This window comes from Neiella litorisoli (assembly GCF_014773395.1).
GTDB lineage: Bacteria > Pseudomonadota > Gammaproteobacteria > Enterobacterales > Neiellaceae > Neiella > Neiella litorisoli.
Map to the genome: position 1 here is coordinate 17,878 of NZ_JACXAF010000008.1, position 22,898 is coordinate 40,775.

Below are 22,898 nucleotides of genomic sequence, written 5' to 3' on the forward strand. Positions count from 1 at the left end.
CTAAAGCTCAGCTACACTAGGCCTTGCAATCTGCAAGGCCTTTTTTTTCCCGACAAGAAATCAAAATTATATGAGCATTACCGGACGCGTTCATTCCGTCGAAACCTGTGGCACCGTTGATGGCCCAGGTATTCGCTACATCGTTTTTATGCAGGGCTGTTTAATGCGCTGCAAATATTGCCACAACCGCGACACTTGGGATGTCGATGGTGGCAATGAAAAAACCGTCGAAGAGCTCATGAGTGACATGCTCAGCTATCGACACTTTATCGAAGCTTCAGGCGGCGGCATCACCGCTTCCGGCGGCGAAGCCACACTTCAGGCTGAATTTGTCACCGAGTTGTTCAAAGCTTGCCGCAACGAAGGCATTCACACCTGCCTCGATACCAATGGTTTTGTTCGTCATCACAATGAGAAGATTGAACACCTACTTGATGTCAGTGATTTGGTCATGCTGGATATCAAACAAATGGATGATGCCAAGCACATTGACCTCACCAAAGTAAGCAACCGCCACGCCAAGGAATTCGCCCTGCGATTGGCGGAACGCAATCAACCAACATGGATCCGTTATGTGGTCGTTGGTGGTTACACCGATGATGAGGCGTCAGCCCATGAATTGGCGAAGTTTCTCCAGCCAATGAAAAACGTTGAGCGAGTGGAATTGCTGCCCTATCACGAATTAGGCAAGCACAAATGGGAAGCGATGGGCGAAACATATGAACTGAATGATGTTCACCCGCCGAGCAAAGAAACCATGGAAACCATTCAGGCGATTTTCAAGTCATACGATCTGCCTGTGATCTACTAATGCATTGGGAGCTAGTTGGCGCGATCTGCTGGCTCTCCTTGCTGTTATGGCAACAGCCAGCCTCCTGTTGGCGGCGATTAACATCATCGCCGTTCACTTCAAAAGCCTTCGCCGCCAGTTTAGCTTTACTCGCAGTCTTGTGGCAGTTCGACATCGAACTGGTTGCAGGCTTATCGCTGCATTTTCTGCTGGTCACGTCAGCGGCTCTGATCTTAGGTTTTCGATTAGCTTGCTGGGCCACCAGCGGCGCGCTGTTGTTACTCGCTTTTGTCGGCCTGATGGATTGGCCCTCGTTAGCTCAAGAGTGGCTGTTCCAAGTTTTACCAGCCCTTGTCGTAAGCTACGGCCTGTTACTGGTAAGTCGAAAATACCTCCCCCGCCACTTATTCGTGTTTATTTTCGTCAACAGCTTCCTCGCCGCGGCATTGGCGATTGCGCTGAGCATTTATTTACAAGCGGGATGGTTTGGATGGACAGGCCAGTTCAGCGAACAACAAATCGATCATTACTTGCTTCGGATGCTGCCGCTCATGCTTTTTCCTGAAGCGCTATTAAATGGCATGCTGATGACCTTGCTAGTGGTGTACAAGCCTGACTATGTGTACACCTTTAGCGATTGGGATTATTTACGCAATTAGCGGTCGCTTTTGATGAACTGCTCCAGCTTTTCGAAAGCGTGCTTCAAGGTTACCGCCAAATCATAAAACTTCGGAGCACTGGCAACTTTCGGCACTTGTTGGCAACCCTGCTCGGCCATCGACTGATGCAAATCCCGATACCAGCTCCGCAAGCCTGGTGGCAATGGTGACTGTGAGCGCTTGCCGAGCCAGTACAAACCTTGCAATGGTAAGCTCAACATCAGTAGTGCCGAGGCGATTGCCGATGGCACCATGTCGGTCAGTCCCATCGCTATCGGCATCGACACCGTTAACACCGCAAACAAAGGGATCCAAAGCTGCGCTTTACGTGTCAGGTCAATAATGCGGTTTTCCGGCATAAGGACAGCCAGCTCAGCACGCATTGGCCACGCCCGCATGTAGTCCTGACCATCAACAAAAACTTGAGTAATTTTCATGCCACCACCATCGACCCGTCTACCCTTCATAAATAGCGTTCACTTTGAGCTATTTCAAGCTAACTTTACGAGTTTTCCATGAGTTGAGATCTTCGACACTCGAAGAAAATGAAAGTTTCCAACAAAAGTTGATATAGATTAAGTCTTAAACATGGAAAAATCGGTAAAAAAATTACAAAATTACAACCTGATCCTCTAAATGACTTCTTTCGGGTAAAAGAGGCCAGTTTTGGCTACTCTTTACACAACTTTTAGCGGCATCTTCTATTACTTCCTACATCGTACAAAAGGATACGTTTCGCCATGCAAAGTAAGCTCGTTCTGGTTCTTAACTGCGGCAGCTCTTCTCTTAAATTCGCCCTGATTGACTCACAAAATGGTGATGAGCACTTAAGCGGCTTAGCTGAATGTCTAAGTCTTCTTGAAGCCAGCATTATTTGGAAACTGAATGGTGAAAAAATTCAGGAAGATTTAGGTGCAGGTGCCGCCCACCGCGAAGCGCTCGAGCGCTTGGTGAAACTGATTCAAGACGAAGGCTTCAATGATCAGATTGTTGCTGTCGGTCACCGTGTTGTTCATGGTGGTGAAAACTTCACCGCTTCTGCTTTGATTACTCCAGAAGTTGTTAAAGGCATTGAAGATTGTGCCACTCTGGCACCACTGCACAACCCAGCTCACTTGATTGGTATTCGTGCAGCTCAAGCGGCCTTCCCGTCATTACCACAAACTGCGGTGTTCGACACAGCATTCCACCAAACGATGCCAGAAAATGCCTACCTGTACGCTCTGCCATACAAGCTATACAAGCAGCACGGTGTTCGCCGCTACGGTATGCATGGTACTAGCCACTTATACGTGAGCCGAAAAGCGGCTGAGATGTTGGGCCAAGACGTTGCCGAGACCAACGTTATTGTTGCTCACCTAGGTAACGGTTCTTCAATCTGCGCGGTTAAAGATGGTAAGTCAGTCGATACCTCAATGGGAATGACGCCACTTGAAGGTGTGGTGATGGGAACTCGTTCTGGCGATTTCGATCCAGCAATCATCTTCCACTTGGTCGACAAATTGGGTTACTCACTGGATGAAGTGAACACCATGGTTCATAAGCAAAGTGGCCTGTTGGGTTTGAGCGAACAATCAAGTGACTGCCGCTTCATCGAAGAAGGTATGGAAGAAGGTAAACCTGAATCAATCCGTGCTCACAGCGTGATGTGTTACCGCTTGGCGAAGCAAATTGCCGCTTATGCTGCCGCACTGCCACGCATTGATGCGATCGTATTTACCGGCGGTATCGGCGAGAACTCGGCCAATACCCGTAAAGAAGTCATTGAGCGCTTAGGTGTATTCGGGCTGAAACTGGATGAGCAAAGTAACCTTGACGCTCGTTTCGGTAACGACGGCTGCATCACGACTGCCGATAGCAACTTTAAAGCGTTGGTGATCCCAACCAACGAAGAGTGGATTATCGCTCAGGATAGCGCTCGTCTAGCTGGCGTATAAACAAAAAGAACAATATAGAGGTATATAACCGTGCAACGTACAATCATGCTGATCCCAATCGGCGAAGGCGTTGGTTTAACCACCATCAGCCTTGGTTTGCTTCATGCATTCCAGCGTTTGGGTTTATCCAGCACATTTTTCAAGCCTGTCGGCCAGCCTCGTCCTGGCTACGAAGGCCCAGAACTGTCGACGCGCATTGTTTCCAATGCCACTGGTATTCCAGTCATTGACTCAATCCCGTTGGAAATGGCCGAAGGTTTAGTCAGCGGCGACAAAAAAGACATCCTGCTCGAAGACATTGTCGAGCGCTATCAGCGCGATTGCTCTGAAGGTGAAGTGGTTATTGTTGAAGGCTTAGTACCGACTCGCCGTCACACATACGCCACTCGCCTGAACTTTGAAATTGCAACCGCATTAAATGCCGATATCGTTTTTGTCACCATCCCAGGTGGCGACAAAGCCAAAGATTTGAAAGAGCGCGTTGAGATCACCTATAACAACTTAGGTGGTAGTAAAAACAAACGTCTTCTCGGCGTTATCGTCAACAAAGTTGGCGCGCCGGTCGACGAGATTGGCCGCAACCGCCCAGATCTGTCTGAAATGTTCGATGAACATGAAGCGACCTTGTCTGCCAACATCGATAAGATTAAGTCTGCGTTTAGTCGCTCGAAAGTACCGCTGTTGGGTTGTATTCCGTGGAACTTCGATCTGATTGCTCCTCGAGTTTCGGATTTGGCGGAACACCTTGATGCCAAATACCTCAATAAAGGACAAGCCGATACTCGCCGTCTGCGCAGCGTGACGTTCTGTGCGCGCAGCATTCCAAACATGGTTGAACACTTTAAGCCTGGCTCGCTACTGGTTAGCTCTGCGGACCGCTATGACGTTGTTGTCGCCGCTTGTTTGGCCGCCATGAATGGCGTTGAGATCGGTGCATTGCTGCTGACCGGTGGTTACGAAACCAATCCTTATGTGATGGATCTGTGTAAGCAAGCGTTCGACAGCGGCTTACCGGTGATGATGATCAACACCAATACATGGCAAACGTCGCTAAGCCTGCAGAACTTCAATCTCGAACTGCCGATTGACGATGCTGAGCGTCTTCATTTAGTCCAAGAGCACGCGGCTCAGTACATCCACAACAAGTGGTTGATGGAGCTGATGGATGGCGTTGAAGGAACGCGCAAACTATCACCACCAGCCTTCCGTTATGAGCTGACTGAGCTTGCTCGTCGTGCCAACAAACGTATCGTTCTGCCAGAAGGTGACGAGCCACGCACCATTCGCGCTGCCGCCATCTGTGCTGAGCGCGGTATTGCCCGTCCAGTGCTGCTGGGTAGCCCTGCTGAAATCAATCGTGTTGCAGAGCAGCAAGGTGTGGTACTGCCACCAAGTGTCGAGATCCTCGATCCAATGGCGATTCTAGAAAGCTACGTGGCGCCAATGGTCGAGTTGCGTAAGCACAAAGGCCTAGAAGAAGTGGTTGCTCGCGAACACTTAGAAGACACCGTTGTTCTTGGCACCATGATGCTGCAAATGGGAGACGTCGACGGGCTGGTTTCTGGCGCTGTGAACACCACCGCCAATACCATTCGTCCTGCGCTGCAGTTGATTAAAACGGCGCCTAGCTCATCGCTCGTTTCGTCAATCTTCTTCATGCTACTGCCGGACCAAGTATTGGTTTATGGTGACTGCGCCATTAACCCAGATCCAAATGCTGAGCAGCTCGCAGAGATTGCCATTCAATCGGCAGAATCCGCTCTGGCCTTTGGTATTGATCCGAAAGTGGCGATGATCAGCTACTCAACCGGTACCAGTGGCACCGGCTCTGATGTCGATAAAGTGCGCGAAGCCACGCGCATTGCGCAAGAGCGTCGCCCTGATCTGATTATTGATGGCCCGCTGCAGTACGATGCTGCAGTGATGGAAAACGTGGCAGCCAGCAAAGCGCCAAATAGCCCTGTTGCAGGTAAAGCAACGGTGTTCATTTTCCCTGATTTGAATACCGGTAATACCACGTACAAAGCCGTTCAGCGTTCCGCTGACTTGATTAGTATTGGTCCAATGCTGCAGGGTCTCAACAAGCCAGTAAACGACCTATCGCGTGGCGCATTGGTTGAAGACATCGTCTACACCATTGCGCTGACAGCGATTCAAGCAACGCAAATGGAAGCCAGTGCCAAGGCTTAATCTTGCTGCACTTGAACTGAAAGTGCCACCTGTGTTGCAGGTGGCCATTACTGCTGGGCTGATCACCATAAGCCCAGCATCCAACCTCGCTTTTCCTCACCAACCTCTGTGGTCAACTTTGGCCATTGCCTGCGCCATTGTCGGCTTTGTTATTGCCATCAGTGGCGTCCGTCAATTCCGCCAGCACCAAACAACTGTTAATCCGCTAGCACCAGAGCAAGCCTCGTTACTGGTTACCTCGGCGATCTACCGCTATACGCGTAATCCCATGTATTTAGGTATGTTGATCGCTTTGCTTGGCTGGTCAGCTTGGTGGTTGCAGCCACTTGGCGTTATCATCAGCCTTCTGTTTATGCTGTACATGACACGCTTCCAAATCTTGCCGGAAGAACGCGCACTGGCCGCCCAATTTGGCCCGCAATTCAGCGCATACACTCAGCAAACCAGACGCTGGTTCTGATTGATCAGCAGATCTTGCATTTAATGTTTGAATTTCTTGTATAATTGGCGGTCGGCCTTGGTTTGCCGATCTTCTGTTAGTTATTGATTACCGAGTACATCATGGAACGAGTACCTGTTAGCTTGCTGTTAGAGCAAGGGCCTATGCTGAAGTCTTTTGCTGGCGTTATCGGCAGAGAGTTAGTGCCCTTCACTATCGCCAATAAAAACCCTCAGGCATTTGCCGAATTAGAAGCCGAGCTGGCGATCCCCAGTGAACGCTTGGTTAACCACTACATGGAATGGGCTGGATGCGACAAAGGCCGCTACAGCGCCAGCATCCCAACCCACATTTTCTTCCAGTTAGCGATGCCGCTGTGTATTAAGCAGTTGGCTCAATCGCGCTATCGTTTGAGTAAAGTCATCAATCAAGGCTGCCGGATGACGGTGATCAAACCGATCCCATGGGAAACGCCAGTGACGGCCAAGGTCTCCGTCAGCTCGATCAGAGAAGTGCCGGGAAAAGCCCGAGTCACTCAGAACATCGGGATTTATTACGATGATGAATTAGCGGCAGAGCTGCAAGTGCACACGTTGTTCCCGCTGAGTATCGCCAGCAAAAGACGCCATAAAGAGCCTGAAGTACAGCAGTCATTCAGTGTGATCGGTCATTGGAGCTCAAGCGATCATGATGGCCGCGACTTTGCCCTGTTAAGTGGCGACTTTAATCCGATTCATTGGAGCCGATGGATCGGTAAAATGTCGCCCTTCGGCACTCGGGTATTGCATGGCATGGGCACCTTTATTCGCAGCATTGAGGTGTTACAAAACAACCTGCAAGCCAATATCAGTGATATTGATGCTCGCTTTACCGCACCATTAAAACTGCCCGGCGGGGTTAATACCTTGCTCCATCAACTTGATTCCTCGGCAGCCCATCAGCAGCGGGTACCATTGCGCTTAGAAGACGAAAATGGCCGCCTGTTGATGCTCGGTAGTTATCGTCTTTAACCGCCCTTCACAATCAACAAGGCCCCTGTATGTTCATACAAGGGCCTTGTAGTTAACGCAGCTGCAACGCAGATCAGGATTCGCTTAAAGCAGCATCTAAATCTTCAATTTTCGCTTTCCACAGCGCCGGACCACGTACGTGGGCGTTGTCACCCGTGCTATCGACCGCAACGGTGACCGGCATGTCTTCAACCTCAAACTCATAGATTGCTTCCATACCCAAGTCTTCAAAGGCCACCACTTTGGCTTTCTTAATGGCCTTCGCCACCAAATACGCCGCTCCGCCAACCGCCATCAAGTAAACGGCTTGGTGGTTCTTAATGCTCTCGACTGCCGCCGGACCACGCTCGGCCTTGCCAATCATGCCGATTAAGCCAGTTTCAGCCAGCATCATGTCGGTGAATTTATCCATCCGAGTCGACGTTGTCGGGCCTGCCGGACCGACAGCCTCATTGCCCACTGCATCAACCGGACCGACGTAATAGATGAACTTATTGGTGAAATCGACGCCTTCAGGCAGCCCCTCGCCCTTGCTGAGCATCTCTTGGATGCGTTTATGAGCCGCATCTCGGCCAGTTAAAATAGTACCGCTGAGCAGCACTGTTTCACCGGTTTTCCATTCTTGAATATCCGCTTTGCTGATCTCATTCAGATTCACCCGACGCACGCTATCTCCAACTTCCCAAGTCACCTCAGGCCAATCGGAAACGTTGGGCGCTTTCAGTTCTGCTGGACCAGAGCCATCAAGGTGGAAGTGAACGTGACGGGTCGCGGCACAGTTTGGGATCAGACACACCGGCTTCGAGGCGGCGTGAGTTGGCGCTGTTTTAACTTTGACATCAACCACAGTCGTGAGGCCGCCAAGGCCCTGTGCGCCAATGCCTAACTTGTTTGCCTTGTCATACAAATCGAGGCGCAGTTGCTCATCAGCATTGTCAGCACCCTTGGCAATCAGTTCATGAATATCAACCGGATCCATCAGCGATTCTTTGGCTAGTACGGCCGCCTTTTCTGCCGTACCGCCGATGCCAATACCGATCATGCCTGGTGGGCACCAGCCCGCGCCCATGGTTGGCAAGGTTTTCAACACCCACTCGACAACGTCATCTGACGGATTCAGCATCACCATCTTGCTTTTGTTTTCCGAGCCGCCGCCTTTGGCAGCAATCATGACTTCCACTTGGTCGCCGGCGACCAACTCGGTGTGAACCACCGCAGGGGTGTTGTCTTTGGTATTGATGCGCTTGCCATTGGGGTCGGCAACAATCGAGGCACGCAATGGGTTATCTGGGTTGTTGTAGGCTCGGCGGGTCCCTTCATCAATCATTTCTTGCAGTGTTAAGTCGCCATCCCACTGCACTTTCATCCCGACTTTGACAAAACAAGTGACGATACCAGTGTCCTGACAAATTGGCCGCCGACCTTCAGCTGACATCCGGCTATTAATGAGAATTTGTGCAATGGCGTCTTTGGCCGCCTGCGATTGTTCTTTTTCGTAGGCTTCAGCAAGGGCATTGACGAAATCAAGAGGATGGTAATAACTGATGTATTGCAACGCATCTGCGACGCTGTCAATCAGATCGTCTTGGCGAATGATGGTCATTGTTATCTCCGTGGACCAGTTGCTCTGGTCCCATTTTGTTTTTAGAGGGTATAGATGTTTTTCACGTTGGCGCTATGATAACCTCCGCCACCCGTTGCTACCAGCGGGTAAGTCAATAATTGGAGAACAGATTTTTGCATCAGCGCCGTGGCTCAATTGAACGTTTGGACTGGCACCAATTTGGTGATCCAGAAGCAATCGCGCGACGCTTTTACCAGCAACCGGATTTCATCTGGCTTGATTCGGCCAGCAAGCATCACGTCAACAGCCGTCACCATATTCTGGCTTGGGCGCCGCGCTTAAAACTGCTCACCGAGCAGGGCCAAACCAAGCTCGTCGGCCAACCCCAAGAATCTGCCACTTTATCCGAATCTGACCTGCAATCACCGTTTGCCGCCATGCGGCAGCTGGCGCAACAACTTCATTGGCAACCAGCAACCGACAACCCAGCAGGCTTTGATGGCGGCTGGCTTGGCTTTTGGGGCTACGATTTAGGCCGATACCTCGAGCGATTACCCAATCAGGCACAAGCTGACATTGATTTCCCCGACATGGCCGTGGGGTGGTATGAAGCTGCGTTGATCATTGATCAAACCAAGCAGCAGGCTTATCTGATCGGAGAGCGTCACGCCTGTCATCATTTCAAGCAGCAACTTGAGCAATCGATACCTGAGCCTGCGCCTACGCCATTTAAGTTGGTTGCGCCATGGTCATCCAATATGTCTCACGCCCAATACAGCGACAAATTTGATGCCGTTCAGAATTACCTGCTGGCTGGCGATTGCTACCAAGTGAATTTGGCTCAGCGCCACCAAAGCCAGTTCCAAGGCGAACCATTCAGTGCCTATCTAGCGCTTCGGCAACATAACGCGGGGCCATTTTCAGCCTACATCAATAACAGCAAGGGCCAAGTGCTGAGCTTGTCACCCGAGCGCTTCATCGAATGCCAGCAGCTGCGCATTGAGACCAAACCGATTAAAGGTACTCGACCGAGGGGCCATGACGCAATCAGCGACACCAAGCAAGCTCAGGCGCTGCAGTCCGCAGAGAAAGATCGCGCAGAAAATCTGATGATCGTTGACTTATTGCGCAATGATGTCAGCAAAGTGGCCGCTCCGGGCAGTGTTGAAGTCCCGGTTCTATTTGGCATCGAGAGCTTTCCGTCAGTCCATCACATGGTGTCAACGGTCACCGCGCAATTGTCAGAGCACCACGATGTCTATGATTTACTTGAGGGCGCCTTTCCCGGCGGCTCGATTACCGGCGCACCGAAAATTCGGGCAATGGAAATTATTGACGAGTTAGAGCCACACCGGCGCAATATTTATTGCGGCTCAATCGGCTATATTTCAGTATCAGAGCAAATGGATACCAGTATTACCATTCGGACATTACTGTGTGACAACAGTCAGCGCATTTTCTGCTGGGCCGGTGGCGGTTTGGTTGCCGACTCAGAATGTTCAGCGGAATATCAGGAAACCCATGATAAGGTGAGCCGGATTTTACCTTTGCTGAATGATTTATGATGACAGCGAATCGACAGCAGTTCCTAACTCGGTTTAGTTTGCAACCCTTGCAAATTGATGACCACAAAGCCAGCTATCAGCATGAAGCCGCTGTCGTGATCCCGCTATTCGAGCGTCAGCAACAATTGCACGTGTTGTTTACCCAGCGCGCCGAGCACCTGCGCCACCACGGCGGCCAAGTGAGCTTTCCAGGCGGTCGGCATGACCTCGATGATCACGATCTGCAGGCTACCGCATGGCGCGAATGCAGTGAAGAAATTGGCGTGCAACCGGATTCGGTTTGGGGCCAACTGCCGGTTTATGTATCGAACAGTGGCTTTTCCGTGACGCCATTTCTGGGCTGGTTCGAACAACCTCCCGAGCCCTCACCTAACCCTGATGAAGTCGATTTTACATTTTCAGTGCCGCTGAATTATTTAATGGATCCGAGTAACCATTATCGCTACACGGTCAGACGTAATCAGCGCCAACTGGACGTCTACTGGATCCCGTGGAATGGCAGTTTTATCTGGGGCGTTACCGCCGGCATCATCCACAACCTCTACAGTCACCTGTACCGTCTACCCGGCAACGCCGAGCGCGACTGACAACATTTGTTGCCAATCGCCAGCAATAACCTTCTGCCATCACAACTCGCCTGATTCTGACTCAACAGGTTAGTATGCACGTACGTAATTTAGCTTCACGACAACTGGATCAGAAACCCTATGTTTAGTGTCCGCGACATGTTTACCGTTGGCATTGGCCCCAGTAGTTCACATACCGTTGGCCCAATGCGAGCCGCAGCCGATTTTGTCAACCAACTTGAGCAAAACCAGCAATTAATGGCCGTTACTCAGGTGAAATGTGAACTGTTCGGTTCCCTTGGGCAAACCGGCAAAGGCCACGGCTCAGGCAAAGCGGTGATTCTCGGGTTGCTCGGGCTAGAGCCTGAAACGGTCGATGTCGATCGGATCCCAGCATTGCTCGCCGACATCGAAAGCAGCCAACGCATCGCCTTGAAACAGCAGCATATTGTCCGCTTTCCAAGAAAAGGCGCAATTGTGTTTCACCACCGTCAAACCTTGCCTCAACATAGCAATGGCATGCGCTTGCAAGCCTTTGACGATCAGCAACTGCTGTTGAGTCAGGATTATTACTCCATTGGCGGTGGTTTTGTTGTCACCACCGAGCAATTCGGCCAACTTGAGCCTCAAAACAATGACGCGGCGTTACCTTTTCCATTCGAAACCAGCGCCGAACTCATGGCCCATTGCCGCGAACAAGGCATGACCATCGCGGGGATCATGCAAGCAAATGAGCAAGCATGGTGTGATTATGAACAAATCATCAATCACATCCGCTCGATCGCTGAGGTCATGGAGCAATGCATTGTTCGCGGTTGTCGCACCCAAGGCGTCCTCCCGGGAGGGTTAAAATTACAACGCAGAGCGCCACTACTAGCACGACAACTCAAAGCAGAACAAAAAACCAATCAAGATCCGCTTAATGCCATGGACTGGGTAAACCTCTATGCCCTCGCCGTTAACGAGGAAAACGCCGCCGGCGGCAGAGTGGTGACCGCGCCAACGAATGGTGCAGCAGGCGTCATTCCTGCGGTGCTGGCGTACTATCAGCATTTTGTCGGCGAATTGGATGATGACACCCTAGAAACTTTCTTCCTAACGGCCACCGCAATCGGCTCGTTGTACAAGCACAATGCCTCTATTTCAGGCGCAGAAGTCGGTTGTCAGGGTGAAGTTGGAGTGGCTTGTTCAATGGCTGCAGCGGCCCTAACGGCGCTACTTGGCGGCAGCAACGGTCAAATCGAAAACGCTGCTGAGATTGGTATGGAGCACAACCTCGGGCTGACCTGTGACCCAATTGGCGGCTTAGTGCAAGTGCCATGTATTGAGCGCAATGCCATGGGTGCAATTAAAGCAATTAATGCAGCTCGGTTAGCGATGCGCGGCACCGGCGATCACAAGGTGCCATTAGATAAGGTGATCACAACCATGAGAGACACCGGCCGCGACATGAAAACCAAATACAAAGAAACCGCCAGAGGTGGTTTGGCGGTGAATGTCATTGAGTGTTAATTACCGCACTGGTAAGTCAATATCAGCAAACAAGGCATCCATTTCTTCGGGTGAATTGGCAGCAATCGCCTGATCGACTAAGTCTCGATTCAGGTGCGGTGCGAATCGCTCGATGAAATCATACATGTAACCACGCATGAAGGTGCCTTTGCGGAAACAAATATTGGTCGTGCTGCGCTCAAACAAATGTTCGGTATGAATCGTCACTAAATCCTTATCCACGACCGGATCAATCGCCATGGTGGCGATCACACCAACGCCCAAGCCAAGGCGAACATAGGTTTTAATAACATCAGCGTCTGTTGCTGTAAACGCAATATGGGGCTTGCAGCCGGCTCTGGCAAATGCCTCATCCAATGCCGAGCCGCCACTAAAACCAAAGACATAGGTGACCAACGGGTATTCAGCTAGCTCATCAATGGTGATGTTACTGCTCCTAGCAAGCGGATGGTCGGGCCGCACCACTAGCGATCGTGTCCAGTGGTAACAAGGCAGGCGCACCAAATCCTGATACAAATGCATGGCTTCGGTGGCAATGGCAAAATCGGCTTCACCGCGAGCCGCCACTTCACTTAGTTGCGCCGGAGTTCCCTGATGCATATTAAGGCTGACTTTGGGAAACCGCTCCATGAAGCCTTTGATTACTTCAGGTAATGCATAACGAGCTTGGGTGTGGGTCGTTGCGATATTCAATAACCCTTCGTCCGGTCGGGTATGTTCACTGGCAATAGCGCGAATGCTATCGGCCTGCTCTAGCATCGAACGGGCCACTTCAAGGATTTGCTGACCGGCAGGGGTGACATGGCTTAAGTGCTTGCCGCTGCGACCAAAAATTTGTACGCCAAGCTCATCTTCAAGCATTCTGACTTGTTTACTGATGCCGGGCTGAGAGGTGTAAAGACTTTCTGCGGTAGCGGAAACATTGAGGTTGTGATTGAAAACTTCCACGATGTATCGAAGCTGCTGCAATTTCATTTTGTACCCTCAATTTGCTAACTGTGAGCAGATCATTAAACTTCAGTGTAAGAAACCGTATCCTTTTCTCCTACTCAATGGAATAACAATTTAACTGCATGTACGACTTGTTTAGTCAAAAAAAGGTACTGATTGTTGATGATTTCGCCGAATTTCGGCTGTCATTGCGTTCCATGGTCGATGGCTTTGGCTGTGCCACGGTTGATTTGGCCAAAAACGGGGAAGAGGCAGTCGCCCTTTATCAACAAAATCGACACCATATCGTGTTGTGCGATTACAACTTGGGCAAGCAACAAAACGGCCAGCAAGTGCTTGAAGAAATTAGCCTGCGCGGCTGGTTAAGAGCCGATACCGTGTTTGTGTTGATCACTGCAGAGACATCTCTCAGCATGGTCATGGGAGCGCTGGAATTTCGTCCTGATGATTATCTGTCGAAGCCAATTAACAAGGCTAATCTGAGAACTCGGCTGACTCGCTTGCTGCAACAAAAATCAGAACTATCCGATATCTACCAAGCACTTGGTCAGCATGACTACGCCCTAGCCCGCAAACGTTGTGCCGGCCACATTAAAGCCAAAAGCCGCTATGCTGGTGCCTGCTATCGCCTCTTGGCTGAAATTTTACTGCGTCAGGAAAAGCCCGCCGAAGCCAAGGCCATTTACCAACAAATGGTCGACGTGCGGGCATCGCGCTGGGCGCTGCAGGGTTTGGCAGAAAGCCATTTTATGCTGGCCGAAATCGATGCCTGTATTGATGTTTCAAAGCAAGTACTAGCCGACAACAGCAGAGCGGTTGATGCCATGGAGCTGCTCGCCAAATGTTACATGGCGCAAGGGCAATACCCCGAAGCGTATGATTTTATTAAGCAAGCCATCGCCATCTCACCACGCTCGATTAAGCGCCAACGAATCGCCGCGCAAATCGCCAAGCTAAGCAGCGACCAGCAAGCCGAACTGCGAGCACTACGCCACATCCATGAGCTTGGCATTCACTCAGTGCAAGCCGAGCCAGATGATAACGTGAAATACCTGAATATGTTGATTGGCCATGCGGAAGCAGAATCAGGCGTGAATCGACGTCGTTTAATTGCCGAGGCGCAAGACCAGCTGGCTCGGTTTAGCCGCCACAAAATCGATGAGCGGCACCACTGTCAGGGCTTAATTTTGCAAGCACAGATGGCCCGAGTTCAAGGCTCTCATAAGCAAGCAGAGGAGTTGTTGACGCAAGTATACGAGCAAGCTCCGGCACTAATGCAACAACAAGACGAGTTGACCTTAGCCATGCTTCAAGAGGGTTTGCAGCAGACGGGCATGGATGAGCACAAAGAACATGTCGAGCAACAATTACGGCAATCCCGTGAGCAGCATCAGCAGCGTGAACAAATCGCCGCTAAAAGCACTGAGAACGTTCGTGGCATTAAACAATATGAAGCGGGTGATTATGTTGCCGCAATTGCCAGCTTTCGAGATGCCATCGCCAGCAATCCGGCCAGCACGGCGATTACTCTTAATTTGGTGCAAGCACTGTTGAAACACTTGCCGCCGGGCACCGATCGGATGAAAGTTCGTGATGAATGCACCACATTATTGGATCAACAGCGATTTTTACAACCGAATAATCCAAGATATAAGCGATATCAAATGCTGAAGAGTAAGATTCATCAGCTGTAGCAGGAATCAATCCATGTCCGAACATCAGTTAGATTTCTCAACCGTGCTCGCCGCTTGCGTGCATGACATGAAAAACAGCTTGTTTATGTTGCTGCAATCCATCGAGCAGCTCGCAGACAACAATGATCTTCCTGCAGAACAACAGCAAGAGTTAGCCAAGCTTCACTATGAGGCGTATCGGGTAAATACCAACCTGATGCAGTTGCTCAGTTTGTATCGGATGGAGCGTCAACGCCTCCCGCTCACCATCGAAGAATATTTTGTTTCTGATCTATTCGACGAATTAATCGCCAAAAATGCTCTATACCTTGAAAGTAAGGAAATTGTCATCGACACCGATGTCGATCCCGACTTGATATGGTATCTCGATGGCGATTTGATCAATAACTTGCTGACCGATGTGGTCAACAATGCGCTGAGATATTGCAATAACAAGTTGCTGCTGAGCGCCAGAGTCAATGATCAGCAGATGTTGGAAATCATGATTGAAGACGACGGCAGTGGCTATCCTGAACAAATGCTAGCATTTGATACAACCAGTGATTTGCAGTCGTTGGATATTAAAAATGGCCGCACCGGCTTGGGTTTATACTTTGCCGGATTGATCGCACGTTCACACAAAAATAAATCGGTTCAAGGTAATATTAAACTCTCTAACGGAGGTCACTTTGGCGGCAGCGTATTTACATTAACGCTACCCTAACGGACCGCTTTTCGATAGAGTATAGAGCCTTGGAATACAAAAACTTAATGTACAGGATAATGGTCTAATGACTGGTACGGCAATCATAATTGTAGCGCTGATTGTGGCACTCATCTTTCTTGTCATCATCGTCAATGTGATGCAACAACAAAAAGAACGTCAAAACACTGAGCGCCGTACAGAAATAGCTCGTCAAAAAGCCATCATCGATGAAACCGAAGATGTCATGCTACTGAGTAGCAAAATGCCGATGAGTAAACAGCTGATGCGGGTACTGCTGACGCGCGTTGTTAACTCGCTGCAAGCCTGGCAGAAAGTACAAAGTACCGATGAAGTCAATCGTCGCTTAAAAGACATCAACGGCCAGCTAAAAGAACTCGATAGCAGCTACAGCGAGATCTCCGAGCGCGCCTTTCAGGTGCCGGACAATGAAAAGCAAGCCATTGCTTTGTTGCAGGGGCTGAAAAAGCTGCGCTTGCTAATCCGTGCCGAGCACAACAAAGGGCAGGTTTCACCAGCCGTATTTGTCGATGAAGAGAAACGCATCGACCGCTTACTGATTCGGATTAACTTGGAAAACTTAATGTCGCGCGCAACCGCGTCTATGCTAACCAAGCAATACGGCTCTTGCCGCCAAATGCTTGATAAAGCAGAAACCGTCATCTCCGCCGTCACTGTTCCCGATGAATATATTGCGGCGAAAATCAGTGACATCGAAGCCTTGAGGGCTGAACTGGCCGCCGTTAACCGCAAGGTTGAAGAAGAGAATCAAGCCAAGCTGAAACGCAAATCAGACGAAGACGACCTGATTTTCAACAAGAAAAAATGGTAATTCAAATTATTCACTAAGCGGGCTGAAAAGCCCGTTTTTTTTGCCTCGAACAAGGCATAAAAAAACCACCGCAACTTGCGGTGGTTTTTGTCATTTGATGACCGTTACTTTTTCTTGGCCTTAGTGGTTTTAGTCGCTTTCTTGGCTTTGGTCTGCTCTTGGTGCCACTGACCATCGCGATAATGCGCCACCCACCCTGTCGCCTTGCCATCGACTTCTGACATCACATACTGCTCTTTGTTCTTACGGCTGAAACGAACCAGAGCAGGATTGCCATCAGGATCTTTCGCTGGCGCATCGGCTAAGTAATAGAACTTCGGCGAGATGCGATCCCTGAATCGAGCCAACTCCTCGACCAGCGGCGCACGCGTTTCCCGCGATTTCGGGAAAGTGCTGGCCGCTAAGAAAATCCCTGCAGCGCCATCACGCAGCACAAAGTGTGCATCGGACTTTTCACATGGCAATTCGGGCAACATCACTGGATCTTCTTTCGGTGGCGCTGGCTCACCATTTTTCAGCAGCTTACGTGTGTTTTTGCAGGTTTCACTGGTGCAGGCAAAGTACTTACCGAAGCGACCATTGAGCAACTGCATATCAGAGCTACAGCGATCACATTCAATAACTGGACCGTCGTAACCTTTAATCTTGAACTCACCTTTTTCGACAATGTAACCATCACAGCGAGGATTGTTACCACAGACGTGAAGCTTACGTTCTGTGTCGATCAAGTAGCTGTCCATGGCGGTGCCACATTTAGGGCAACGGTCCTTCGCCATCAGCGACTCAGTTTCTGATTCAAGCGCTGACTCAGCCTCATCGCCAGACGTCAGGTTCATGGTGTTGTTGCAGCGCTCTTTTGGCGGCAAGGCATACCCCGAACAGCCCAAAAACACGCCGGTACGCGCAGTACGAATACCCATTGGGCGATTACATTTGCTGCATGGAATGTCGGTCATCACCATTTGGTTATCTGACATTCCGCCTTCCTCAGCAGGCAACTCGGCAGTTTCTAATTTGCCCGAGAAATCGGCATAGAACACATCCAGCACATCGAGCCAGTTTTGTTCACCAGAAGCGACCTGATCAAGCGTGCTCTCCATCTGCGCCGTAAAGTCATAACTCATCAAATCATCAAAGTTCTGCATGAGTCGATCAGTGACGATTTCGCCCATTTTCTCAGCGTAAAAGCGGCGCGCTTCGAGGCGCACATATCCGCGATCCTGAATGGTTGAAATGATGCTGGCGTAGGTAGAGGGGCGGCCAATGCCGCGCTTTTCAAGCTCTTTTACCAATGACGCTTCGCTAAAACGCGCGGGCGGTTTAGTAAAGTGCTGTTTCTGCTCTAACTTTTCTTTGTTAATTGCCTGGCCTTTGGTGACCGCAGGTAAGATCACTTCATCTTCAGCCTTGCGAACCAGCGGCGCTAAAACACGCGTCCAACCATCAAATTTGAGGGTGCGGCCACTAGCGCGGAATTCATAATCGCCGGCTTGCACCGTTAGCTTGGTGGCGTCGTATTCAGCTGGGACCATCTGGCAGGCAACAAATTGCTTCCAAATCAGCTCATAGAGGCGTTCTGCGTCTCTTTCGACACCAGACAGTTGCGATGCCAGCAAATTAACATCAGAAGGCCGTATCGCTTCGTGAGCTTCTTGCGCATTGTCCTTGCTGCCATAGACATTGGCCGACTGTGGCAAATAGTTGCTACCAAAATTAGCACCAATGTAATCGCGACAGGCCGCTACCGCTTGCTGACTCAAATTAGTTGAGTCGGTACGCATATACGTAATGTGACCAGCCTCATAAAGACGCTGCGCCAGCATCATGGTTTTCTTGACGCCAAAACCAAGACGAGTGCTAGCCGCTTGCTGCAAAGTCGAGGTAATAAACGGTGCCGAAGGGCGGGAGCGGCTCGGTTTCGTTTCGCGATCAGCGACAACAAACGACGAGGCATTAATCGCTGCCACGGCAGCATTGGCCTGCTCTTCATTAACCGCTTTAAATGCTTTGCCCGCATAACGCTGTAACTCGGCGCGGAACTGTTCGCCAGAGACGCTCAAATCAGCATGAATACGCCAGAACTCTTCTGGGGTAAAAGCTTTGATTTCACGCTCTCGCTCAACCACTAGGCGCACCGCAACCGATTGCACTCGGCCGGCAGAAAGGCCACGAGCGACCTTTTTCCACAACAGTGGCGACACCATAAAACCGACGACCCGATCAAGAAAGCGTCGCGCTTGCTGGGCATTCACCCGATCCGTGTTGAGGTGCGCCGGATTAGCAAATGCCGCTTTGATCGCCGTTTTAGTAATTTCGTTAAATACCACCCGTTGATACCGCTCAGGATCGCCACCGATCACTTGTTGCAAGTGCCAGGCAATGGCCTCTCCCTCGCGGTCCAAATCCGTTGCCAGATAAATGTTGTCAGCTTTGGCGGCAAGTGTTTTTAGCTCGTTGACCACTTTCTCTTTGCCGGGCAGCACTTCGTAACTGGCTTGCCATCCTTTATTCGGATCGACGCCCATGCGCGTGACCAGAGCCGCCTGCTCTTTTTGCTTCTTGAGCTTAGCTTTTTGCTCGGGCGACATTCCCGCAGTAGAGGTCCGTTTGCGATTAGCAGTCGAAGAAGATGACCGCGCGCCTGTCGGCAAGTCACGGATATGGCCGACACTGGACTTCACGATGAAATCCTTGCCTAAGTATTTATTAATAGTCTTCGCCTTGGCGGGCGACTCCACTATGACCAGCGATTTTCCCATAAAGATTACTGCTGTCCTTCAAACGATAAGTGGCAAAAAAAGAAGCGTATATATAGAGGCATAACGCCCCAGATGCAAGGATGTCAACTTTTCATTGCAAATTTTTCTCCAACAAATGACATCTAAACTTGCATCTTTTAACCTGTTTGCCGAGTTGATTCGCCCCAGATAAACCTGTAAAACGAGCAATTACTCGAGCAAGGAAGACCTTGCCTTTTCTAACAAAAAATAGTTCCGCACCCGATTACGCGAACAGCATCAGGTCAAAAGAGAGGCTCCTAGGTAATGACCTATCAAGAATACAATTTTGATGGACTGGTTGGTCCAAATCACAATTACGCTGGTTTATCTTTCGGCAATGTCGCCTCAACGGGCAATGCGAATTCCGCTTCCAATCCACAACAAGCCGCGTTACAAGGATTGGCCAAGATGCGCAAACTGATGTCGTTGGGCATCCCACAGGGCGTTTTCGCGCCGCAGCAGCGCCCTCATGTGCAAGCATTGCGCGCCATCGGATTCAGCGGTACTGATGCGGATGTGATGAGCCAAGCGCTGCAACAAGCACCAGCCATTTTTAACGCCTGTGTTTCTGCTTCTTCGATGTGGACGGCCAATGCGGCAACCGTATCACCGAGCCCAGACACCGCTGATGGCAAGGTTCATTTCAGTGCCGCCAATCTAGTCAACAAATTTCACCGTTCGCTTGAGCATCCTTTCACGACGGCTTTACTTGAGCGTGTTTTTCCAAGCCAAGCGCACTTTGTTCATCACGGCGCACTGCCAATGAGCGATCATTTTGGCGATGAGGGCGCAGCCAATCACACCCGTTTTTGCAATGGCTACGCTAGCGAAGGCGTAGAGTTTTTTGTCTACGGTAAAGCGGCATTTGATAGCAGCAAACCCCAGCCCCAAAAATTTCCTGCTCGGCAGACTCTCGAGGCCAGTCAAGCTGTCGCCAGACGCCACGGTTTGGCGGCCAATCGCACCGTCTATTCACAGCAGAATCCAGCCGTGATCGATGCCGGCGTATTCCACAACGATGTGATTTCAGTTGGCAATGGTAACGCGTTGTTTTACCACGAATTAGCCTTTGCCGATGAAGCACAAACAAAAGCCGACTTAGTGCAAGCTTTTGACGGTTTGGGCGAGATGGAATTTATCAAAGTTCCGACCGCAGAAGTGCCGGTTGCTGATGCTGTTGCCAGCTACTTATTCAACACTCAATTAATTACCTTGAACGGTGAAATGGCGTTGATCGCGCCCACCGAATGTCAGCAAACAGAATCAGTCCATCGTTATCTGACTAACTTACTAAAACAAAACACCGCAATTCAGCATGTTGAATACATCGACGTGAAACAGAGCATGCAAAACGGCGGTGGCCCAGCTTGCTTGCGCTTGCGTGTGGTACTGAGCGAACAAGAGCAGGCTGCTGTTAACCAAGCCTGTGTTATGAATGAGACTAAAATCAGTGCCCTAGAAGCGTGGGTGAAGCAACATTACCGCGATCGCGTGGATGTTGCCGATCTCGCCGATCCGCAGTTCGTCCAGGAGTGTAACACCGCGCTTGATGAACTGACTCAACTGCTTCAACTAGGCTCGATTTACCCGTTTCAGCAGGCCTGACAAACCACGCAGGTTTTCCAGCAAAAGCAAAGAGGCAAGAATCAACACGACAAGACGCCGTGAAATCATCCCTGATGGCTCAACCGCCGCTCCCTGCGGCGGATGCTTGTCGGATTGCCCCTTGCCCCTTTCCTAGCGAAGCCAATCGCCCTGTTCGTCTAGCCGAACTAACATCAACGCCAAACGGCGGCCACAAAAAAACCGGAGCTAAGCTCCGGTTTTTTTATTTAACGCTTAAAATGGGCTGCGAAATTACAGGCCTTCAGCGTTTTCAGACAAGTACTTAGCAACACCTTCTGGTGACGCGTCCATACCTTCTTTACCTTCTTCCCACTGTGCAGGGCAAACTTCACCGTTTTTCTCGTGGAAGTTCAGGGCGTCAACCATACGCAGCATTTCGTCAACGTTACGGCCCAAAGGCAGATCGTTTACGACTTGGTGACGAACGTTACCTTCAGCATCGATCAGGAAAGAACCGCGGAATGCAACGCCAGCTTCTGGGTGCTCAACATCGTAGGCTTGGCAGATTTCGTGTTTGATATCAGCAACCAGTGGGTATTTAACCGCACCGATACCACCATCTTCGATGGCAGTGTTACGCCAAGCGTTGTGAGAGAAGTGAGAATCGATAGATACACCGATTACTTTCACGCCGCGTTTTTCGAACTCTTCGATACGGTGATCAAAAGCAATCAACTCAGAAGGACAAACGAAAGTGAAGTCCAGTGGGTAGAAGAAAACTACCGCTTTTGAACCAGCGATGTACTCTTTCAGGTTGAAGCTATCAACGATTTCACCGTTACCAAGTACCGCAGCAGCAGTAAAATCCGGGGCGGGACGACCAACTAAAACAGCCATTGTTTATCTCCATTTTATGAGGCTCTGGCCCCCTTTTGGGCCAGCTACCAGATGTTCAATTATTCCGACGCGGACTCGCTCGCATCATCAGCATATTTTGCCGCAGTTTCCTTGATCATTGGTTGCAACTCGCCCTGTTGGAACATCTCGATAATGATGTCACAACCACCAATCAGCTCGCCGTCAATCCACAATTGTGGGAAGGTAGGCCAATTGGCATAGGCAGGGAGCTCTGCGCGAATGTCAGGGTTTTGCAAAATATCAACGTAAGCAAAGCGCTCTCCACATTGCATCAGCACTTGCGCTGCTTGAGAGGAGAACCCACAACTCGGCAATTTTGGCGAGCCCTTCATGTAAAGAAGGATTGGGTTTTCGGCGATTTGCTTTTTGATACGGTCCAGCGTTTCCATAAATGTTCTCTTTTAGCCTTAGAATTTCTTTCAGAGGCAACATTGTACGCAGCTAGTGTAGCGAATCAAACCAACAGTTGGAGTGGTTTTTGCCTATTAGTTTGATAGGTAGAGACATTCAAAAAATACTAAATGTAGCTTTTCGTTTTTTAAATACCCGTTAGAATACGGTCAGTATAAGAAAATCATCAAAAAGGGCATCATACCCTGCCAATGGAGACGAGAGATATGGCATTCGAATTACCCCCCCTACCGTACGAGAAAGACGCATTAGAGCCATTGATTTCTAAAGAAACTTTAGAGTATCACTATGGCAAGCACCACAACACTTATGTGGTCAAGCTGAACGGTTTGGTTGAAGGGACTGAGTACGAAGGCAAAAGCCTGGAAGACGTAGTTAAAACATCAAGCGGCGGCGTGTTCAACAACGCAGCTCAAATCTGGAACCACACGTTCTACTGGCACTGCCTGAGCCCAAATGGTGGCGGTGAACCAACCGGTGCATTGGCAGAAGCTATCAATGCAGCATTCGGTTCATTTGAAGAATTCAAAGCTAAATTCACCGACAGCGCCATCAACAACTTCGGTTCAAGCTGGACTTGGTTAGTGAAAAAAGCTGATGGCTCACTGGCTATCGTCAACACTTCAAACGCAGCGACGCCGCTGACCGAAGAAGGTGTTACGCCACTGTTGACTGTCGACTTGTGGGAGCACGCTTACTACATCGATTATCGCAACCTGCGCCCAAGCTACATGGAAGCGTTCTGGAAGCTGGCTAACTGGGATTTTGCGGCAGAAAACTTCGCTTAATTCGCAGTCAAGCAAACATAAAA

At 50.1% G+C, this 22,898-nt stretch carries 20 protein-coding genes; 14 read left to right on the plus strand and 6 right to left on the minus strand.

The genetic code is table 11. From position 1 onward, the window contains the following. Positions 1-70: 70 nt before the first annotated feature. Positions 71-811 (plus strand): pyruvate formate lyase 1-activating protein, encoded by a 741-nt coding sequence (gene pflA / locus IC617_RS07290; RefSeq protein ID WP_191144331.1) that lies wholly within the window; start codon positions 71-73, stop codon positions 809-811. Further along, positions 811-1,449 (plus strand): energy-coupling factor ABC transporter permease, encoded by a 639-nt coding sequence (locus tag IC617_RS07295; protein WP_191144332.1) that lies wholly within the window; start codon positions 811-813, stop codon positions 1,447-1,449. Before pflA ends, IC617_RS07295 begins: the two co-directional genes overlap by 1 nt. On the opposite strand, the gene yfbV is transcribed toward IC617_RS07295, so the two are convergent. After that, complete coding sequence (yfbV, locus tag IC617_RS07300; protein WP_191144333.1) at positions 1,446-1,886, minus strand: terminus macrodomain insulation protein YfbV; 441 nt, start codon at positions 1,884-1,886, stop codon at positions 1,446-1,448. The two genes, IC617_RS07295 and yfbV, sit on opposite strands and share 4 nt — an antisense overlap. 303 nt (positions 1,887-2,189) lie before the next feature. Between yfbV and IC617_RS07305 the strand changes: the two genes are divergently transcribed. From IC617_RS07305 to IC617_RS07320, 4 genes are all read left to right on the plus strand, one after another. Continuing rightward, positions 2,190-3,386, plus strand: coding sequence for an acetate kinase (locus tag IC617_RS07305; protein ID WP_191144334.1), 1,197 nt, complete (start codon positions 2,190-2,192; stop codon positions 3,384-3,386). Positions 3,387-3,431: 45 nt separating this feature from the next. Next, positions 3,432-5,576, plus strand: coding sequence for a phosphate acetyltransferase (pta, locus tag IC617_RS07310; protein ID WP_191144463.1), 2,145 nt, complete (start codon positions 3,432-3,434; stop codon positions 5,574-5,576). Further along, positions 5,563-6,036, plus strand: coding sequence for a methyltransferase family protein (locus IC617_RS07315; RefSeq protein WP_191144335.1), 474 nt, complete (start codon positions 5,563-5,565; stop codon positions 6,034-6,036). Before pta ends, IC617_RS07315 begins: the two co-directional genes overlap by 14 nt. A gap of 101 nt (positions 6,037-6,137) precedes the next feature. Then, positions 6,138-7,025: a MaoC/PaaZ C-terminal domain-containing protein gene (locus tag IC617_RS07320; RefSeq protein ID WP_191144336.1), complete on the plus strand. Its 888-nt coding sequence runs from the start codon at positions 6,138-6,140 to the stop codon at positions 7,023-7,025. 73 nt (positions 7,026-7,098) lie between these two features. On the opposite strand, the gene IC617_RS07325 is transcribed toward IC617_RS07320, so the two are convergent. After that, complete coding sequence (locus tag IC617_RS07325; RefSeq protein ID WP_191144337.1) at positions 7,099-8,628, minus strand: fumarate hydratase; 1,530 nt, start codon at positions 8,626-8,628, stop codon at positions 7,099-7,101. A 119-nt stretch (positions 8,629-8,747) separates the two neighbouring features. Here IC617_RS07325 and pabB point away from each other — a divergent pair, with 119 nt between their 5' ends. The 3 genes from pabB to IC617_RS07340 all read left to right on the plus strand — a co-directional run bounded on the left by pabB (position 8,748) and on the right by IC617_RS07340 (position 12,232). After that, positions 8,748-10,154 carry an aminodeoxychorismate synthase component I gene (pabB, locus tag IC617_RS07330; protein ID WP_191144338.1) on the plus strand — a complete coding sequence of 469 codons (1,407 nt, stop codon included), beginning with the start codon at positions 8,748-8,750 and terminating at the stop codon, positions 10,152-10,154. Further along, on the plus strand, positions 10,154-10,741 hold the full coding sequence (locus tag IC617_RS07335; protein ID WP_191144339.1) for a CoA pyrophosphatase: 588 nt from the start codon (positions 10,154-10,156) through the stop codon (positions 10,739-10,741). Before pabB ends, IC617_RS07335 begins: the two co-directional genes overlap by 1 nt. Before the next feature lie 120 nt (positions 10,742-10,861). Further along, positions 10,862-12,232 (plus strand): L-serine ammonia-lyase, encoded by a 1,371-nt coding sequence (locus IC617_RS07340; RefSeq protein ID WP_191144340.1) that lies wholly within the window; start codon positions 10,862-10,864, stop codon positions 12,230-12,232. On the opposite strand, the gene cysB is transcribed toward IC617_RS07340, so the two are convergent. Next, complete coding sequence (gene cysB / locus IC617_RS07345; RefSeq protein ID WP_191144341.1) at positions 12,233-13,207, minus strand: HTH-type transcriptional regulator CysB; 975 nt, start codon at positions 13,205-13,207, stop codon at positions 12,233-12,235. It lies immediately after the preceding gene. Positions 13,208-13,314: 107 nt separating this feature from the next. On the opposite strand from cysB, the gene IC617_RS07350 reads away from it, so the two are divergent. From IC617_RS07350 to IC617_RS07360, 3 genes are all read left to right on the plus strand, one after another. Continuing rightward, entirely contained in the window at positions 13,315-14,877 is a 1,563-nt protein-coding gene (locus IC617_RS07350) for a tetratricopeptide repeat-containing response regulator (RefSeq protein WP_191144342.1), read from the plus strand. Positions 14,878-14,890: 13 nt separating this feature from the next. Further along, complete coding sequence (locus IC617_RS07355) at positions 14,891-15,580, plus strand: sensor histidine kinase (RefSeq protein WP_191144343.1); 690 nt, start codon at positions 14,891-14,893, stop codon at positions 15,578-15,580. A gap of 67 nt (positions 15,581-15,647) precedes the next feature. Further along, positions 15,648-16,412 carry a hypothetical protein gene (locus IC617_RS07360; protein ID WP_191144344.1) on the plus strand — a complete coding sequence of 255 codons (765 nt, stop codon included), beginning with the start codon at positions 15,648-15,650 and terminating at the stop codon, positions 16,410-16,412. Positions 16,413-16,516: 104 nt separating this feature from the next. Here IC617_RS07360 and topA read toward each other — a convergent pair whose 3' ends face one another. Continuing rightward, complete coding sequence (gene topA / locus IC617_RS07365) at positions 16,517-19,171, minus strand: type I DNA topoisomerase (RefSeq protein WP_191144345.1); 2,655 nt, start codon at positions 19,169-19,171, stop codon at positions 16,517-16,519. Positions 19,172-19,456: 285 nt separating this feature from the next. On the opposite strand from topA, the gene astB reads away from it, so the two are divergent. Beyond that, a complete protein-coding gene (gene astB, locus IC617_RS07370) occupies positions 19,457-20,797 on the plus strand; it encodes an N-succinylarginine dihydrolase (RefSeq protein ID WP_191144346.1) in 1,341 nt (446 codons plus the stop codon). A gap of 252 nt (positions 20,798-21,049) precedes the next feature. Here astB and IC617_RS07375 read toward each other — a convergent pair whose 3' ends face one another. Together IC617_RS07375 and IC617_RS07380 are read right to left on the minus strand one after the other, a co-directional pair. Continuing rightward, complete coding sequence (locus tag IC617_RS07375) at positions 21,050-21,655, minus strand: peroxiredoxin (protein ID WP_191144347.1); 606 nt, start codon at positions 21,653-21,655, stop codon at positions 21,050-21,052. 59 nt (positions 21,656-21,714) lie between these two features. After that, positions 21,715-22,065: a Grx4 family monothiol glutaredoxin gene (locus IC617_RS07380; RefSeq protein WP_191144348.1), complete on the minus strand. Its 351-nt coding sequence runs from the start codon at positions 22,063-22,065 to the stop codon at positions 21,715-21,717. Between the two features lie 228 nt (positions 22,066-22,293). Between IC617_RS07380 and sodB the strand changes: the two genes are divergently transcribed. Beyond that, the gene (gene sodB / locus IC617_RS07385; protein WP_191144349.1) at positions 22,294-22,875 is read left to right on the plus strand and encodes a superoxide dismutase [Fe]; all 582 of its coding nucleotides are present in this window, start codon (positions 22,294-22,296) and stop codon (positions 22,873-22,875) included. Positions 22,876-22,898: the final 23 nt, after the last annotated feature.